The sequence below is a fragment of the Parerythrobacter aestuarii genome (genome assembly GCF_030140925.1).
Classification (GTDB): domain Bacteria; phylum Pseudomonadota; class Alphaproteobacteria; order Sphingomonadales; family Sphingomonadaceae; genus Parerythrobacter; species Parerythrobacter aestuarii.
Map to the genome: position 1 here is coordinate 1158616 of NZ_JARBWD010000001.1, position 14431 is coordinate 1173046.

At 62.2% G+C, this 14431-nt stretch carries 15 protein-coding genes; 11 read left to right on the top strand and 4 right to left on the bottom strand.

Annotated elements, in window-relative coordinates; translation table 11 throughout:
* Positions 1-13 precede the first annotated feature (13 nt).
* From QPW08_RS05665 to QPW08_RS05685, 5 genes are all read left to right on the top strand, one after another.
* Positions 14-706: an aspartate/glutamate racemase family protein gene (locus QPW08_RS05665; RefSeq protein ID WP_284124761.1), complete on the top strand. Its 693-nt coding sequence runs from the start codon at positions 14-16 to the stop codon at positions 704-706.
* A 75-nt stretch (positions 707-781) separates the two neighbouring features.
* Positions 782-1942, top strand: a complete 1161-nt coding sequence (locus QPW08_RS05670) for a deoxyguanosinetriphosphate triphosphohydrolase (protein WP_284124762.1) — start codon at positions 782-784, stop codon at positions 1940-1942.
* Positions 1935-2930 (top strand): bile acid:sodium symporter family protein, encoded by a 996-nt coding sequence (locus QPW08_RS05675; protein ID WP_284124763.1) that lies wholly within the window; start codon positions 1935-1937, stop codon positions 2928-2930. Before QPW08_RS05670 ends, QPW08_RS05675 begins: the two co-directional genes overlap by 8 nt.
* Positions 2931-3021: 91 nt before the next feature.
* On the top strand, positions 3022-3717 hold the full coding sequence (locus QPW08_RS05680; RefSeq protein ID WP_284124764.1) for an NAD(P)H-binding protein: 696 nt from the start codon (positions 3022-3024) through the stop codon (positions 3715-3717).
* Positions 3718-3729: 12 nt separating this feature from the next.
* Positions 3730-4182, top strand: coding sequence for an ABA4-like family protein (locus QPW08_RS05685; protein ID WP_284124765.1), 453 nt, complete (start codon positions 3730-3732; stop codon positions 4180-4182).
* 7 nt (positions 4183-4189) lie between these two features.
* Here QPW08_RS05685 and QPW08_RS05690 read toward each other — a convergent pair whose 3' ends face one another.
* Together QPW08_RS05690 and QPW08_RS05695 are read right to left on the bottom strand one after the other, a co-directional pair.
* Entirely contained in the window at positions 4190-4321 is a 132-nt protein-coding gene (locus tag QPW08_RS05690) for an entericidin A/B family lipoprotein (protein WP_284124766.1), read from the bottom strand.
* 44 nt (positions 4322-4365) lie between these two features.
* Positions 4366-5355: a DMT family transporter gene (locus QPW08_RS05695; RefSeq protein WP_284124767.1), complete on the bottom strand. Its 990-nt coding sequence runs from the start codon at positions 5353-5355 to the stop codon at positions 4366-4368.
* Between the two features lie 11 nt (positions 5356-5366).
* Here QPW08_RS05695 and QPW08_RS05700 point away from each other — a divergent pair, with 11 nt between their 5' ends.
* A complete protein-coding gene (locus tag QPW08_RS05700; RefSeq protein WP_284124768.1) occupies positions 5367-5597 on the top strand; it encodes a hypothetical protein in 231 nt (76 codons plus the stop codon).
* Between the two features lie 290 nt (positions 5598-5887).
* On the opposite strand, the gene QPW08_RS05705 is transcribed toward QPW08_RS05700, so the two are convergent.
* Positions 5888-7414, bottom strand: a complete 1527-nt coding sequence (locus tag QPW08_RS05705) for a CpaF family protein (protein WP_284124769.1) — start codon at positions 7412-7414, stop codon at positions 5888-5890.
* Between the two features lie 329 nt (positions 7415-7743).
* Here QPW08_RS05705 and QPW08_RS05710 point away from each other — a divergent pair, with 329 nt between their 5' ends.
* From QPW08_RS05710 to QPW08_RS05730, 5 genes are all read left to right on the top strand, one after another.
* Entirely contained in the window at positions 7744-8649 is a 906-nt protein-coding gene (locus tag QPW08_RS05710; RefSeq protein ID WP_284124770.1) for a DMT family transporter, read from the top strand.
* 48 nt (positions 8650-8697) lie between these two features.
* Positions 8698-9075 carry a ribbon-helix-helix domain-containing protein gene (locus QPW08_RS05715; RefSeq protein WP_284124771.1) on the top strand — a complete coding sequence of 126 codons (378 nt, stop codon included), beginning with the start codon at positions 8698-8700 and terminating at the stop codon, positions 9073-9075.
* A complete protein-coding gene (locus tag QPW08_RS05720) occupies positions 9072-9452 on the top strand; it encodes a type II toxin-antitoxin system VapC family toxin (RefSeq protein ID WP_284124772.1) in 381 nt (126 codons plus the stop codon). Before QPW08_RS05715 ends, QPW08_RS05720 begins: the two co-directional genes overlap by 4 nt.
* 19 nt (positions 9453-9471) lie before the next feature.
* Positions 9472-11295 (top strand): glutamine--fructose-6-phosphate transaminase (isomerizing), encoded by a 1824-nt coding sequence (glmS, locus tag QPW08_RS05725; protein ID WP_284124773.1) that lies wholly within the window; start codon positions 9472-9474, stop codon positions 11293-11295.
* A gap of 145 nt (positions 11296-11440) precedes the next feature.
* Entirely contained in the window at positions 11441-13732 is a 2292-nt protein-coding gene (locus QPW08_RS05730; RefSeq protein ID WP_284124774.1) for a putative bifunctional diguanylate cyclase/phosphodiesterase, read from the top strand.
* Between the two features lie 14 nt (positions 13733-13746).
* Here QPW08_RS05730 and purQ read toward each other — a convergent pair whose 3' ends face one another.
* Entirely contained in the window at positions 13747-14418 is a 672-nt protein-coding gene (purQ, locus tag QPW08_RS05735; protein ID WP_284124775.1) for a phosphoribosylformylglycinamidine synthase subunit PurQ, read from the bottom strand.
* Positions 14419-14431 lie beyond the last annotated feature (13 nt).

Genomic DNA, 14431 nt, shown 5'->3' on the forward strand with positions numbered 1-14431 from the left:
AGGGGTGAATTCCATGCGCAAACTTGGGCTGATCGGCGGGATGACTTGGATCAGCACGCGTACCTATTACGAACAACTCAACCGGCTGGTGCAGAAACGCCTCGGGCCAAGAGCCAATCCTCCGCTGGTGATCGAGAGCCTCGAACACTCCGCCTTTTCCGGGCTGCAGAGCAGCGAGGATTGGAAGCGAGCCGCACTGCAGCTGTTCGAATGCGCGAAGCGGCTGGAACAGGGCGGGGCGCAGGGCCTGCTGATAACCTCCAACATCATGCACAAGGTGCACGGAGAAGTCGCTGAAGCGGTCGATATCCCCGTGCTGCACATCGGCGATTGCACCGGCGAACGGATGAAGGGTGCCCCCGTTGTTCCGGCAGCAATCCTCGGAACCAAGTCGGTGATGACAGACAGCTTCCTGCGTCGGCGGCTGGTTTCGCACGGGATCGACCTGATGCCGCCCGAAGCCAGCCATATCGACCAGCTCGACCGGATCATCGCCGAAGAGTTGAAGCTGGGCAAGAAAAGCCGCGAGGCGGAGCGGATGCTGAAAACGATCATCACCTGGTATGAGCAGCATGGAGCCAAGGCGATCGTCCTTGCCTGCACCGAACTGGAGCTGGTGGTCGACATCGATGCCAATGTGCTGCCGATCTTCGACACCGCGCGGATTCACTGCGAGGCAGCGGTAGAGTGGATTTGCGCCGACTGATCCGGGCACCCGCTCAATGTTGCCCGATTGTTCCCGTTGCCGCGATTTGCGCGCTTGCCTAAGTCCGCAGGCGTGATGTCGCGTTCCCCGCTTGCCTCCGATCCAGCCCGTAGCCGCGGGCGCGAATTTGCCCATTCGGCGAGCGAGACCCGCGGGCCGCGCAGCGCATTCCAGCGTGATCGCGACCGGATCATCCATTCGATCGCGTTTCGTCGCCTCAAGTCCAAGACGCAGGTGTTCGTCGCGCCCGATGGCGACCACTATCGCACCCGACTGACGCATAGCCTGGAAGTGGCGCAAATCGGCCGGGTCATTGCTCGCGCGCTCGGGCTGGACGAAGACCTGACCGAAGCGCTTTGCCTGGCGCATGACATCGGCCACCCGCCCTTCGGGCACGCCGGGGAACAAGCGCTGCACGAAGCCAATGCGCGCCACGGGGGCTTCGATCACAATGCCCAGACGCTGCGCACACTGATGCGGCTGGAGAACCCCTATCCCACGCATGATGGGCTGAACCTCAGCTGGGAGGTGCTGGAAGGACTTGCCAAGCACAATGGCCCTGTCACGCATCCGCATCCTGCGCTAGCAGAGCTCGACCGGGATTATCCGCTCGACCTTGCGCAATGGTCTTCGCTCGAAGCGCAGGTGGCGGCGGTGGCTGACGATATTGCCTATGACAACCACGATATTGACGATGGCCTGCGGGCGGGTTTCCTTGAGCTGGACGACCTGCTGACGGTCGACTGGGTTGCCGATCAGTGGCGCGCGGTGGAACGCGCCTATCCGGGTGCCGACCGCCGACGGCTGCTGCGCGAACTGGTGCGCAGCCAGATCGGGCTGATGGTCAATGACGTGATCAGCCACACCCAGCGCGTGACTGAAGCGATGGAGACTGCACAGGACGTGCGCGATGCCGGGCGCATGAGTGGCGGGTTCTCTCCGGCGATGTTCGAGCAGGAGCGCGTGCTCAAAGCGTTCATGTACGATCGGCTCTACTACCACCGGCAGCAGGTCGAAGCGGGCGACCAGGCGCGCGATGTCATCTCGCGGCTCTATGCCGCCTACGACCAGCAGCCGGAGATGATGGGTGGTGGATGGGCAGATGTGCTGCCCAACGAAGAGCCTGGCCGGTCGCGCCATGTGGTCGATTACATTGCCGGGATGACCGATCGCTACGCGCTGGAGCAATGCCGTCAGATCTATGGCAAGGCCCCAAGCGGGCTCAGCAATGTCTGACACTTCGCCACAGCCGCGCTGGATGGCGTGGGCGACGAACCTGTTCGCGGTCTGGACAGTCCTGGGCGTCGCGTGGGCCTGGCTGGTCCCGGGGCACTTTGCATGGGTCACGAGCACACAGGTCGCCGGACAGGGGCTGATCTCCGTCATGCTCGGCGTGATCATGCTGGGCATGGGCCTGACGCTCAGCCTCGATGACTTCCGCCGTGTCGCTGCCATGCCGCTGTGCGTGCTGGCCGGGGTGGTGCTGCAATTCACTGTCATGCCGCTCGCGGGCGTCTCGCTCGCAATCGGTTTTGGGCTGGAGGAAGGGCTGGCGGTGGGCCTGATCCTTGTCGCTTGTTGTCCCGGAGGCACTGCGTCGAACGTGGTCGCCTATCTTGCGCGTGCCAATGTTGCGCTGTCGGTATCGATGACGCTGTGCTCGACTCTGGTGGCGATCGTGTTGACTCCGCTCCTGACCGGCTGGCTGGGAGGGGTGTTTATCGAAATCGACCGCTGGAGCCTGTTTCGCAGCATGGTCGCCATCGTGTTGATCCCCGTTGTGGCGGGCGTGGTGCTCAACACGCTGTTCCCGCGTGTGACGCGCCGCATTGCGACGATTTCACCGCTGGTCTCGATCATCGCCATAGTCCTGATCGTAGGCGCGATCGTGGGCAATTCGAAGGCGCTGATCGAAGCGCATGCCGGCGTGCTGCTGCTGGCGATCTTCCTGCTCCACGCGGCTGGGTTTGCGCTGGGTTATTTCGGGCCGCGACTGCTGGGTTTCGGTGAGGAGGAACAACGAACCATCAGCATCGAAGTGGGAATGCAAAACAGCGGGCTAGGTGCGAGCCTTGCATCGCAACCTAGCTTTGCTGCGCAGTTCCTTGATCCGATGCAGGCGGCGCTGGCCCCTGTGCCGAGCGCGATTTCGTCGGTCTATCATGTGGTGATCGGATCGATCCTCGCCGGTATCTGGAGTCGCACGGGCGGCAGCGGGCAGTGAACCGCCCAGCGTAAAGCTGCGCCGCAGGCATGGATTATTGCGCCGATGGGCCCTAAAGGCCTGCCAGCCCTAACCAGAACAGATACGTCGCATGCCCAAACCCGTTCGCATTGCCCTCGTCGGAGCTACCGGCCTTGTCGGTCAGGAGGTGCTGCGCCTCGCGGTAGGCCGGGAGGATTTGCGGATCATCGGGATTGCACGGCGCGAAGTGCCATTGCCGCCCGGCGCGCGGATGGAGGTCTTTGTGGCCGAGCCGACGAAATGGGGCGATGTGCTGGAAGCGGTCAAACCAGATGCGCTGATCTGTGCATTGGGCACCACCATAAAGCAGGTCGGCGGCGACCAGGATGCGTTCAAGGCTGTCGACCTCGACCTCGTGGTCGATTCCGCCAAGGCTGCCAAGGTTGCAGGAGTCGATCGGATGGTGGCGATAAGTTCGGTCGGGGCCGACCGGCATTCGAAGAATTTTTATCTCCGCGTGAAAGGCGAAGCAGAGACACAGTTGAGCAAAGTCGGTCTCACCCGGCTCGACATCTTGCGGCCGGGCTTGCTCAAGGGTCGCCGCACTGGCGATAACCGCACCGGGGAAGGGCTCGCGAAGATTGCCAGCCCGATCACTGACCTGCTGCTGCATGGGCAGATGCGCAAATTTCGTTCGATCAAGGCTGAGATTGTGGCGCAGGCCGCGCTGGCACTTGCCATGCGCCGCACCCGTGGGCGCTATTCGCATGACAATGACGCGATTCACCGGGCAGCGAGCATGCTGCCACAGCCGGAAGCAGGCTAGGGAGACTGCACGATGTGGGCCTCTATTTTTTCCTTCGTAAACCTGCTGGCGCTGATCGGCTGGGCGATCCTCGTGCTGTTGCCGCGCAAGGAGCTGCTGCTCAGCGTCGTGCTCTACCTTGGTGTCGGGATTCTGTGCCTCGTCTATGCAGCGGGGTTGGGTCACGCGATCTGGTCAGGCGCGGCAGAGGCCGATTTCGGATCGATCGAAGGTGTGCGGGCGATCTTTGCCAGCGATGCCGGTGTGACTGTGGGCTGGACTCACTATCTTGCGTTCGATCTTTTCGTCGGCCTGTGGATCGCGCGCGATGCCGATCACAAGGGTATAGGGCGCTTGTGGCAGGCACCGGTGCTCATCACCACGCTGATGGTCGGCCCGGTGGGTTTGCTGGTATGGCTCGTCGTGCGCGAGAAGTATCGCGGCCCCCGCACTTCACCGGGGCCCTTGCAGAGGATCCGGCGCTAGGGGCGGACTAATCGATCGCGTCTTCGCCCGCTTCGCCGACCGACTGGATGTCCCGGCCAAGCCCCTTGACGGTGTTGCAAGCGGCAGTCGTCAGCGAGATGGCTACGATGCCGAGGGCGATCAGTGCTTTGCGTGCCATGGTGTTTCCTTCGATTGGCTCACACGGAGTTGAGATTAAACCACTCAACTGGTTGCCTGTTCCTTTACACCAGATGAGCGTTTCAGGCGATGCTCGCGCCACGCGACGACCAGCCCCGCAGCCACGATCAACGGAGCGCCCAGCCATGTGGTTGCGGGCGGGAGCCGGTCGAATACGCCCCAGCCGAACAAGGTCGCCCAGAGTAGCGCAGAATAATCCATCACGATTACGCTCGCGACTGCGCCATAGCGCAAGGCAGCGGTGAGGCAGAGCTGCCCGATCAGCCCGAAGGTGGCGAGGCCTGCCAATATGACCGATTGGTAGGGGGTATGGGCTGTCATCACGAAGGTCAGGGCGAGCGCCAGCACCGGGATGCTGAACGCGGAGAAGTAGAATACGATGGTCAGCGGTGCTTCCGTGCGCGTGAGATCGCGGATCTGGATCGAGATCAGCGCGATCATGAAGGCTCCACCAAGCGCCGCAGCAGCCCCGGCGAGCGGGATGTGCCCATCACCTGGCTGCGCGATGACCAGCACGCCAAGAAAGCCCAATGCGACCGCCGCCCACCGATAGTAGCCGATTTTCTCATGCAGGATGAGCGCCGAAAGGATCACTGCCCAGAAGGCCGAAGTGAAATTGAAAGTGGTTGCTTCGGCCAAGGGCAGCAGCATCACGCCGAGGAAGTTCAGCAGCATGCCGACGAGGCCATAGGCTGCGCGCCGGGCATGGATCGGCAGTCTCGAGGTACGCAGGGTTGCGAGCGATCCGGTCCACGCCAACCAGACGACAAGGATGGGGACGGTCGGCATCTGGCGCCAGAACAGCGTTTCAGCCACGTGAATACCGCTCTCGCCTGCCAGTTTCACAAATACCAGCATGATTGAGAGCGACAGCGCGGCGCAGAGCCTGATGAGCAGGGCAAACAAGGGTCGCTGGGTCTGGGGATCGGGTTCCTGCACAGTGTCGCCATAGGCAGGCGTCACTGTGATGCAAGCGCAGGCGGAACCGTTGTGCAATCCTCCTGCAATGCCCATATGCGCGCGCCATGGAGTTTCTTGGCCAACTTGCCTTTGCTTCCGATGCGGAACTGCTCGCGCTCTACGGTGTGGGTTTCCTGCTGCTCGCGCTGCTGGCGATGGTTGCCGAACGTCGCCGCATGAAGCGGGCCCGCATTGACAAGGTCGGCTGGGTACCGTGGACTGGTGTATTCCTGCTATGTGCGATCATCGGCGGGGGGTTGCTGGCGCTGGCGGTTCCAGGGATGCTGAGAGGATAAGGGTTGCTTGCTTTGCGCACCCACCTCCGTGAGTGCATCCTCAGGACTGTTCCTTCGCTCCGCTAAGGGCCCCTGCGGGCGGGCGCCTCCGTCGGGCTACCGCCGGACGGCTACTTGAGCCTACGCTCTTGCGGTCGGCTAGTCGCCGTCTGCGCTCCGCGACACGAAAGCTAACTCGTTCTGGGATCGGCGCCGAGACGGCGACGACAGCGCGCGACTGCGCGCCGGCCGGTTAGGCCGCAGCCAAGCGAGCCGGATGGCTCGCGCCCGGTACTCGAGGGTCGCCTGCCTTACAGGCAGGCTTCGAGATACGCCTGGTCGAACCCGAACTGGCGGGCTTTCTCCAGCGTGTAGGGGCGCAGGCCACTGGCGCGGAATTCGCCGATGATCTTGCCGTCCTCGCTCTCGTCGAGATACTCGAACTTGAACAGGTTCTGCGTCACGATCACATCGCCTTCCATCCCGATCACTTCGGTGATGTCGGTGGTGCGGCGCGAACCGTCGCGAAGGCGCTTCACCTGCACGATGATGTCGACCGATTCGGCGATCTGGCGCGAGATGGCTTCCTTCGGAATCTTGATGTCGCCCATCAGGATCATGTTTTCCATACGGCCCAGGCACTCGCGCGGCGAGTTGGCGTGGAGCGTACACATGGAGCCATCGTGGCCGGTGTTCATGGCGGCAAGGAGGTCAAAACACTCCGCGCCACGAATTTCGCCCAGGATGATGCGGTCCGGGCGCATACGCAGGGCGTTCTTCACAAGGTCGCCGATGGTAATCGCGCCCTGGCCTTCCAGGTTCGGCGGGCGGGTTTCCAGCGGCAGCCAGTGAGGCTGCTGCAAGCGAAGCTCGGCGGCGTCCTCGATGGTCAGCACGCGCTCGCCCGGGTCGATCATCTTCGACAGGGCGTTGAGCATGGTGGTCTTACCCGAACCGGTACCGCCCGAGATGACGATGTTCATGCGGCATGCGCCGGCAATCTTGAGCGCGGTACACATCTTGTCGCTCATCGAACCGAAGTCCTTGAGCATGTCGAGTGTGATGGGCTTCTCGGAGAACTTACGAATCGAGATTGCGGTGCCGCGCAGGGACAGCGGCGGCACAATGACGTTCACACGCGAACCGTCTTTCAAACGGGCGTCGGCCAGCGGCGTGGTCTGGTCGACGCGGCGGCCGACCTGGTTCACGATGCGCTGAGCGATCTGGAACAGGTGCTGCTCGTCGCGGAACCGGATCGGCGCGATCACGAGCTTGCCCTTTTTCTCGATGTAGGTCTGGTCGGGGCCGTTGACCATGATGTCGGAAACGTCAGGGTCGTTGAGCAGTTCTTCGAGCGGACCGAAGCCGAGCAGCTCGTCGATGAGGACTTTCTCAAGCGCGAACTGTTCGCGGCGGTTGAGCGTGACCTTCAGTTCGGCCAGCACTTCCATGATGATCGGCCGGAATTCCTCCGACAGCTCTTCCTTGGACAGTGTGGCCGCCGCTTCCGGGTCGACGCGTTCGAGCAGGCGCGGCAGCACCTGTTCCTTGATCTTGTGGACGCTGGCTTCGAAGCCGCCGACTTCCTGCTGCTCATGGACCGCATTGGCGCGATCCGTAAGGCGGGTCATGGCGTCGTCTTTGTTGGGCGTCGACGAAGGCGCCGAGGATTTTTCCTCGTCTTCGCCAGGAAGGGGCGGGAACTGTTCGCCGCCCGGAGGCGGAGCTTCGTCTCGTTTGGGCGCGCCTCCACCCTTCATGGGGCGTGCGACGCCGAACGCGGGGCGGCTACCCGGAGCCATGCCGCCAGGCCCGTTCTTGCGTCCGAATGCACTCATTCCCTGTCCCCCAGGTTCACACGGTTTAGCTTCATCGCAGGTCTTCAACGCCGAGAGACGAAGAGTACCTTCCTGATGAAAGTGAATAGTTTGGAAACCTTATTTTTTTCCTAAGGAATCGGTTCGGATGTCCGCTCGGCGACACATTCGGGCGATCTCATCCGCAGGTGCTCTAGGCGTGTGAAGGTAAATAGCGCTTAACTGTCGATGCTTAACGACACTGAGTTGGATGATGTGACGCTTTTGGCGGTTGCCCCGGTGGACAGAGCCTGTATCGCGAGCTGAAAGGCGCATCGTCAGGGTGCGTTGATCGGATCGGGGCATGGCATTTGCAACAGGACGAACGTAGCGGCTTGCTGCTGGCATTGGCCGGCTTCGCCTGCCTGTCTGTCGGCGATGCCGTCATCAAGACCATGGCGGGGATGTGGTCGCCGATTGCAGTGGCAGCGCTACGCTTCACCATTGGCGCGTTGGGCCTGTCTGTCTTGTTGGCGATCCGGGAAGGGTGGGCTGCGTTCCGCCCTCGCCACCCGTGGCTGCAACTTGGCCGCGGGCTATGCCTGGCCGGAGCGACGCTTACTTTCTTCAGCTCGATCTTCCTGATGCCGCTTGCGGAGGCGACGGCTCTGGTCTTCCTCGCCCCTATCCTCACTGCCCTGCTTAGTGGGCCGATGCTGGGAGAGAAAGTGCGCCGGGCCACGTTCGTCGCTTCGGTTGTCGCCTTCATTGGCGTTGTGATCGTGTTGCGGCCGAATGTGCTGGAACTGGGGGTCACTGCATTCCTGCCTGTATGTGCAGCTTTCTTCATGGCTCTGCTGATGATCGCCAACCGTGCTTCAGCGGGCACGGGCAGCCCGCTTTCCATGCAGGTCTACATGGCTGCCATCGCTGCGCCGATCCTGGCACTTGCCGCCTTGATTGGGCGCGAGACAGGGGCGGAAATTCTTCAGTTCAGCTGGCCGTCGCCGGATGTGCTGATCCGCTGTGCGATCGTGGCGGTCACAGCAAGTACAGCGCATTGGCTGGTATTCCACGGTACTGCCCGGTCGGGAGCAGCGACAGTTGCTCCGATGACCTACGTGCAGTTGCTTGTCGCGGGTGCACTTGGCTGGTGGTGGTTTGGCGATGCGCCTGACGGTGGGACAGTGATTGGCGCGAGTATCATCATCGCGGCTGGGCTCTATCTCTGGCGCGACGGCGCGAAAGCGCAGGTCCGAACCTCGGCGCTCCGCTAGGAAGGATGTATTGACATGATATCATGATATGATATCAGGATATCACTCATGACTCGAATTCTCGCCGACCTGCCCGATGACGACATCGAATGGCTCGACAAGCTCGCTGCGGAGCAGGGCAAGTCGCGCGCCCAGTTGTTGCGTGAAGCTGTCTCCGAATATCGGGCCGAGATTGGGCCAGCAGCCAACAAGGACTGGCTCAAGATCGGTTTCGGGGCCTGGAAAGATCGCACCGACATTGGCGATTCAGTCGAATGGCAACAGCGCGAGCGGGCGGCTGGGACTCGACCGTGGGATGATGATTATGAAGCGGTGAAGGCTCAATTCCCCGACCTGTTCGACGAGGAAGACGATCGGCAGCGCCAGATCCACCTGGACATGCTGGCGGGCAAGTATCCCCAGCCCAAGAAGCCTTCTTCCCGGTGAGCGGTTTCGCATTCGACACCAACATCATCATTGATGCGCTGTTGGGCTTTGACCAGGCTCGGGTCGAGATCGACCGTGCGACAGACAACGGTTCGCGGGCCTGGATCAGCCGTGCGGTCTGGATCGAAGTGATGTCGAAAGGCGAGGGCGATGGCTTGCGCCGCGCCGAAATCCTGCTTTCAGGCTTCGGGATCGACGAGATCGATGCAGAGATCGGTGTGCGTGCGGCCGCGCTGCGGCGCGAACGCGGTCGTTTGAAAGCGATGGACGCGATCATTCTTGCCACGGCCCAGACGCGTGGCCGCGTCCTTATTACACGAAATACCAAGGATTTCCCGGCAGCGATGCCGGGCATCCGTGTCCCCTATACTCTCTAGATGCGAAGGACCTGAGAACATGTGCGGCATTATCGGCATCGTCGGCAAGGAACCGGTGGCAGACCGGCTGGTGGATGGCCTCAGGCGTATGGAATACCGTGGCTACGACAGCGCCGGGGTTTGCACCATCGATGACGGGCAGCTCGTGCGCCGTCGCGCCCAGGGCAAGCTGCAGAACCTCGTTACCGAATTGGCTGATGCGCCCGCGCCCGGTACAATCGGTATCGCCCATACCCGCTGGGCCACTCATGGTGCGCCAACCGCCAACAACGCCCACCCGCATGCTACCGGTGAAGTGGCGCTGGTGCACAATGGCATAATCGAGAATTTCAAGCCGCTGCGCGACGAACTACTGGCCGCTGGACGCACGCTGGAAAGTGAAACCGACAGCGAAGTCGTCGCCCACTTGGTCAGCCATGAATTCGAATCCGGCAAGACTCCCGAAGAGGCAGTCAAGGCTGTGCTGCCGCAACTGCGGGGTGCCTTCGCGCTGGCCATCGCTTTCCGCCAGCATCCCGATATGCTGATTGGTGCGCGGCTCGGATCACCACTGGTTGTCGGTTATGGCGAGGGGGAAATGTATCTCGGCTCCGATGCGCTGGCGCTGGCGCCGCTGACCCAGCGTATCGCCTATCTCGATGAAGGCGACTGGGTCGTCATCACCCGCGATGGCGCGCAAATCTACGATTCCGAGAACAACCCTGTGGAGCGCGAGATCGTGACCTCTGGCGCATCGGCAGCTGCGGTCGAGAAGGGCAACTACCGTCACTTCATGCAGAAGGAGATCTTCGAGCAGCCGACCGTGGTGGCACAGACGCTCAACAGCTACGTTCGTCAGGCCGATGCCAGCGTGGCGTTGCCGCAGGTCGATTTCGACCTGTCGGCGATCAGGCGCATCACCATCGTTGCCTGCGGTACGTCGTTCTATGCCGGGATGGTGGCGAAATACTGGATCGAGACCTTTGCCCGCGTTCCCGTCGATATCGATGTTGCGAGCGAGTTCCGCTATCGCGAACCGGTGCTGGAGGACGGCGGCCTCGCCATTTTCATCTCGCAGAGCGGCGAAACCGCTGACACGCTGGCGGCGCTGCGGCACTGCAAGGACAATGGCCAAACCATCGCCGCTGTTGTCAACGTGCCGACGAGCACCATGGCGCGCGAGGCCGACCTGCTGCTGCCGACCCATGCCGGGCCGGAAATCGGGGTGGCCTCGACCAAGGCCTTCACCTGCCAGCTGGCAGTGCTCGCCGCCCTCGCTGCGCATCTTGCGGTCAAGAAAGGCCGCATGAGCCGTGAGGAAGAGCAGGAGGTGGTCAAGCACCTGCTCGAAGCGCCCGCCGCGCTCAACGCCGCGCTCGACCATGATGACGATATTGCCGCCATGGCACCCTTACTCGCCCCGGCGCGCGACGTGCTCTATCTCGGCCGCGGTCCAGACTATCCGCTGGCGATGGAAGGGGCGCTGAAGCTCAAGGAAATCAGCTATATCCATGCCGAAGGCTATGCCTCGGGCGAGATGAAGCATGGCCCGATCGCGCTGATCGACGAAGCCGTGCCGGTAATCGTGCTCGCGCCGTCCGGCCCGCTGTTCGAGAAGACCGTTTCCAACATGCAGGAAGTGCGCGCACGCGGCGGCAAGATCGTGCTGATTTCTGACGAGGAAGGCCTCGCCGAAGCGGGCGACGAATGCCTTGCCACAATCCAGATGCCCAAGGTTCATCCCTTGATTGCGCCACTGGTCTACGCCGTGCCGGTGCAATTGCTGGCCTATCACGTGGCAGTGGTGAAAGGCACCGACGTCGACCAGCCGCGCAATCTGGCGAAGTCCGTGACGGTCGAATAAGCGCGGGGAGAGCTCCGGCGGCTGCGCGAAACTCTGATACCTCACTTTACCCGGCAATAACCTTTCCCGGTTAACGCCTGCACCGGTGAGCGACAATCGATCTGAAACGCTGAATTTGCCGGCGAAATTGCCCCTGCTCGCCCTCTTGGGGTTCAGGGATAGCGAAGGGCTCGACTGGTCGCGCCTGCGGGCCCTGCAATATGCCCGCGTCGGGCAACGAACCAGGCTGCGGGTCATTTCGCATATCGTCGTCGGAATCTTGCTGGTGTGGACCGTGTGGGGCGTGCTTCCGCTGGTTGCCATTGCCGGCTGGGCTGCGGCGTTGGCTCTTGCGGTCGCGCACCTCACTGGGCGCGACTGGATGTTGCGCAGATCGGAAAGCCGTCGGCTCGGCCGCGAGGAAGCGAACCAGCACACGCTGGCTGCGGTGCTTTGCGCCATAGCGTGGTCCTCGGTCCTGGTCATGACCCATGTGTTCGGCACCCCGGCGGACTTGCTGCGGGTCTGGATCGTTGTTGCATTGCTGCCGGTCGGATCGGCCATTGTACTTGGCTCGGCGCCCGCCGGTGCAGTGGCATACCTGGTAACCATCTGTACGACTGCTATCGCCACGCTTGCCCTTGCCGGACACTATCCGGCGGCCGCCAGTGGTGCCTGTATGATTGTCATCATCGGCTATGGCATCGTGACCCGCGCCGATGCCTATCTGCGCGGGGTCGTCGCGGAAGAAGGGATGGCAGAGCGTAATGAAGTCGTCTCGCTGCTGTTGCGCGAATTCGAAGAGAACGAAGCCGACTGGCTGTGGCAAATCGACACCACACGCAAAGTACGGTCTGCCAGTCCGCGTTTCGCCTTTGCTCTGGGCTGCGAGCCGGAAGAAGCCGAAGGCAGGCCGTTCCTGCAACTGATCGCCGGCAAGGCGTGGGACACAGGCCAGTTTCCAACCAGCCTGCACGATCTTGCCGAGCGCTTGAAACGCCGCGAGAGTTTTTCCAACCTGCTGGTCAAGGTTTCCATCGGGGCGGAAAGCCGCTGGTGGGAACTTTCCGGAACTCCGATGCTCGATGGTAAGGGCCAGCACATCGGCTTTCGTGGCGTCGGCTCAGATGTCACCGAACAGCGCGAGTCCTCGGAAAAGATCGCTTACCTCGCGCGCTACGATACACTTACCGAATTGCCTAACCGCCTGATGCTCAATGAAGCGCTGGGCGAGGCCATGCGTTTTGCTCGCCAATGGCGCTCGCGCTGTGCCTTCCTGATGATCGACCTCGACCGGTTCAAGCAGGTCAACGATTCGCTCGGCCACCTGGTTGGCGATCGCTTGCTTGCGCAGGTTTCCGCGCGGTTAAAGGACATCATGTCGGATAATGAGCTGTGCGGTCGTCTGGGCGGTGACGAATTTGCCATCGTTGTTCGCGATGCATCGGACCGCAGCCGGGTCGACAAGGTCGCCCGCAAGATCATCGACCGGCTGTCGCAACCCTACGAAGTGGATCATCACACGCTTTATGTCGGTGCCAGCGTCGGCTCTGCCATTGCCCCGCGTGACGGCAAGACCGTCGAGGAGCTGATGCGCAACGCCGACCTCGCGCTCTATCGCGCGAAGGATCTCGGCGGCGGCGAACATTGCAGCTACGAGCCGGCGCTCCATGCCTCTGCCGAGGAACGCCGAAAGCTCGAATTCTCGCTCCGCAAGGCGCTTGAACAGGACGAGTTCAAGCTCGTGTTCCAGCCAGTGGTGCATGCGGGCAGCGAGGACATCGTCAGCTTCGAGGCCCTGCTGCGGTGGATCAGCAAGGAACATGGCTTCGTCGGGCCGGACAAGTTCATTCCGCTGGCAGAAGACACGCGCCTGATCGTTCCCATCGGGACTTGGGTACTGGAACAGGCCTGCATCGAAGCGGCAAGCTGGCCGGCACCGACCAAGATCAATGTCAATGTCTCGCCCGAACAGCTGATCGAACCGGACTTTGCGGCCACCGTGGTGCGGGCGCTATCGATCAGCGGGCTCGATGCCAGCAGGCTGGAACTGGAAGTGACGGAAAGTATCTTCCTGCGCGATGCCGATGTTGCGCGCGGGGCGCTTGAGGAAGTGATGGCGCTTGGCTGCCAGGTTGCGCTCGACGATTTCGGGACGGGCTATTCCTCGCTCGGATACCTGCGCAAGCTGCGGTTCTCGACGATCAAGGTCGATCGCACGTTCGTGCAGGGCGCGGCACAAGGCAGCAATGAGAGCATCGCGATCATCCGTGCTGTCGTGGCAATGGCCGACAGCCTCGGTATGACGACTACCGCAGAAGGGGTCGAGAACGCTGAAGAAGCGAAGATGATCCGCGACATGGGATGCACCAAGATCCAGGGCTATTACTTCGGCCGGCCGATGCCGAGCGATGAAGCCCGCATGCTGTTCGACCGTCGGGAAAAGCTCACCGCCTGAGCGGCCAGCTGCAATCAGGCAGTGGCAAGTCGCTCCAGCGCTGCCTTGAACAGAGCCAGCCCGTCGGTCCCGCCGTGCGCGGCATCAATGGCGCGTTCAGGGTGCGGCATCATGCCCAGCACATTGCCGGCAGCGTTGAGAATCCCGGCGATATCGCGCTGTGAGCCATTAGGGTTGTCGCGATAGCGGAACGCAACCCGGCCATCGCCTTCGAGCCGGTCTAGCGTTTCCGCGTCGGCAAAATAATTGCCATCGTGATGCGCGACAGGGATGTCGATGATCTGGCCGGCATCATAGCCCGCCGTGAACAGCGACTGGTTGTTGACCACTTCCAGCGATACCGTCTTGCAGATGAAGGTCTGTCCGGCATTGCGCATGAGTGCACCGGGCAAGAGGCCGCTTTCCGTCAGCACCTGAAACCCGTTGCATACGCCCAGTACGGGCACGCCGCGCTCAGCTTCCCGGATGACCGAACGCATGATTGGGCTGTTGGCGGCCATTGCGCCCGAGCGCAGGTAGTCACCGTAGGAAAACCCGCCGGGCAGGGCGATAAAGTCGAGTCCCTTGGGCAATTCGCTGTCGGCATGCCAGACCCGGATCGGGGCAGCGCCGCTGGCGACTTCCAGCGCCACCGCCATGTCGCGGTCGCAGTTGGATCCGGGGAAAGTGATGACAGCGGTCTTCATGGTGCGATCCTTA